The following is a 2,609-nucleotide window of genomic DNA, read 5'->3' as shown; positions in this document are numbered from 1 at the left end:
GCTGAACCAGCGCCTCGTGTACCGCCTGCTGAACCAGGTCGAAGAGCTGAAGCGGCTGAACGGGCACTTCATGCGCCGGGCCGGGCAGCTCGAGGACCTGCACCGGGCCGTGCAGTCGGTGACCTCCGAGCTGGGCGTCACTGCGCTGCTCGAGAAGATGCTGCCCGGCGTGGCCCGGGCCCTGGGCAGCGCCGGGCTCACGGTGGACCTGGCGGGCTCCGGGGCCCGGGTGACGGCGAAGAGCGACCACGGTGATCGCTTCCGCAGTGTGCTCGCCGAGTCGGGCCTCGCCACCGACGACTGGAGCGAGGTGGAGTGGCGCCTGCCCCTGAGGGTACGCGACCACGAGCTCGGGATGCTGGCCGCGCGCCACGTCATACCGATGGGGGCGCGGGCGGACGAAGAGCAGCTCCTCAAGCTCGTATCGAACCAGATCGCCATCGCGGTGGAGAACGCGCGGCTGTACGAGGAGGCGCAGGCGCGCCTGCGCTCCACCGAGACGCTGCTCGCCGTGAGCCAGGCCGTCGGCTCCACGCTCGATCCGACCGAGACGCTGCGGCGCGTGGCCCGGGAGGCGGGGCGCGCGCTGGGCGCCGACACCGTGGGCGCCTACCTGGCCGACCCGGATCAGACGCACCTGCGGCCCATCGCCGGCTACCACGTTCCCAAGGAGATGATGAACGCCTTCATGGGCGGCGCGATCCCCCTGGAGGGCCACCATTTGCTGCAGGAGGCGTGGCGCACCGGCGAGGCGCGCTACTCGACCGACGTCGAGAACGACCCGCGGCTGAACCGGCAGACCATCATGCGGTTCCCGCACCGCTCGATGCTCTTCGTGCCCATGACCGTGAAGGGAGAGCCGATCGGCGGCCTCTTCCTGCTGTGGTTCACCCGCCCGCGGCAGTTCTCGCCGGAGGAGGTCCGCCTGGTGGAGGGCATCTCGCGGCAGGCCGCCCTCGGCATCGAGACCGCGCGCCTCTACGAGGGTGTCAAGCGGCACCTGCACGAGCTGCAGCAGACGCAGGCCCAGCTCATCCAGTCCGCCAAGCTCGCGGCCATCGGCGAGCTGGCCGCGAACGTGGCCCACGAAATCAACAACCCCCTGACCGCGGTCCTCGGCTTCGCGTCCTACCTGGCCGAGCAGGTGGGCCCCGGGCAGCCGATGCGGGAGGAGCTGGACCTGATCCAGGACGAGGCGGGCCGCGCCCGGGACATCGTGCGCGACCTGCTCGACTTCTCGCGCCAGCACGAGTTCTCGGCCGAGCCCACCGACCTCAACGCGGTGGTGCGCCAGACGCTGGCCATGGTGCGGCGGCAGCGCGCCGTCGACAACATCACGTTCGCCGAGCACTACGCGCCCGAGCTGCCGCTGGCCGAGGTGGATCAGTCCCGGCTGAAGCAGGTGTTCATCAACATCGTCAACAACGCGCTGTTCGCCATGTCGGACGTGGGCGTCCTCACCGTGCGCACGACCGCGGCCGACGGCCAGGTGCTGGTGGCCTTCAGCGACACTGGCACCGGCATCGCGCCGGAGCACCTGGACCGGATCTTCGATCCGTTCTTCACGACCAAGCCCGACGTGAGCGGCACCGGCCTCGGGCTCTCCGTGAGCCTGGGCATCGTGCAGAGCCACGGGGGAACGATCGAGGCGAAGAGCGAGGTGGGCAAGGGCTCCACGTTCACGGTGAAGCTGCCGGCGCTCGCGCCCGGCTCCCGGCGCGACACGGGCCGCACCGCCTCGGAGGCCTCTCGGGGGTAGCTTCACCCTTTCCCCCGGAGGGGAGAGGGATGGCTAGGCAATCCCCTCTCCCTCAGGGAGAGGGGAAGGGGTGAGGGTCCCGCCCATCGGTCCTAACCTGCCGTTGACAGGCGCTATACCTTGCCTCCCCTCTCCCTGAAAAGGGAGAGGGGGAGGGGTGAGGGTTGCGATGCGACAGCACCGTCCGGAGCTTTCCCAACATGCGCGCGGCATGCGGCATGTGGCTACCGACGCCGAGATGCGGCTCTGGTCTCGCCTCCGCGGTCGTCGGCTCGCGGGACGGAAGTTCCGCCGTCAGCATCCGCTCTGCGGATTCATCCTGGACTTTTACTGCGCTGAGGCCGGCATCGCGATCGAGCTCGACGGCGGCGGCCATGCGATGTCTGAGCAGGCCGGCTACGATCAGGAGCGAGAGCGGCAATTGTCCCAGAATGGCATACGTGTCCTTAGATTCTGGGACGATCAGGCATTGAAAGAGACGGACACGGTGCTGGAGATCATTGCCGCGGCTCTCGAGACCGCCCTCACCCTACCCTCTCCCCCAAAGGCGGAGAGGGGAAGCCATCTCCTCTCCTGAACACCACCGAAGGGAGGGATGGCCGGTAGGCGAGCCTTGCGCTACCGATCGAGCATCGGCACGCGCACGCCGCGCTCCCGGGCCACCTCGACCGCGCGGTCGTAACCAGCGTCGGCGTGGCGCATGACCCCGGTGCCCGGGTCGCTCGTGAGCACCCGCTGCAGGCGCGCATCGGCCGCTTCGGTCCCGTCCGCCACCACCACCATGCCGGCGTGGATCGAGTAGCCCATGCCCACGCCGCCGCCGTGGTGGACCGAGACCCACGTCGCGCCC

General features: G+C 69.7%; 3 protein-coding genes. 2 read left to right on the top strand and 1 reads right to left on the bottom strand.

Annotated elements, in window-relative coordinates; all coding sequences use genetic code 11:
• A partial coding sequence (locus VGT00_18095) for an ATP-binding protein (GenBank protein HEV8533340.1) occupies nucleotides 1-1,759 on the top strand: 1,759 nt, incomplete at its 5' end.
• Nucleotides 1,760-1,928: 169 nt separating this feature from the next.
• The gene (locus VGT00_18090) at nucleotides 1,929-2,336 is read left to right on the top strand and encodes an endonuclease domain-containing protein (protein ID HEV8533339.1); all 408 of its coding nucleotides are present in this window, start codon (nucleotides 1,929-1,931) and stop codon (nucleotides 2,334-2,336) included.
• A 41-nt stretch (nucleotides 2,337-2,377) separates the two neighbouring features.
• Here VGT00_18090 and VGT00_18085 read toward each other — a convergent pair.
• A partial coding sequence (locus tag VGT00_18085) for a urocanate hydratase (protein ID HEV8533338.1) occupies nucleotides 2,378-2,609 on the bottom strand: 232 nt, incomplete at its 5' end.

It is taken from the genome of Candidatus Methylomirabilota bacterium, assembly GCA_036002485.1.
Classification (GTDB): Bacteria; Methylomirabilota; Methylomirabilia; order Rokubacteriales; family CSP1-6; genus AR37.
This window is presented reverse-complemented; position numbering and strand designations above follow the sequence as displayed.

What these genes read in the sequence shown, in the direction of transcription:
- VGT00_18090 (HEV8533339.1), top strand. Translation starts at nt 1,929, where the DNA reads ATGCGACAGCACCGTCCGGAGCTTTCCCAACATGCGCGCGGCATGCGG.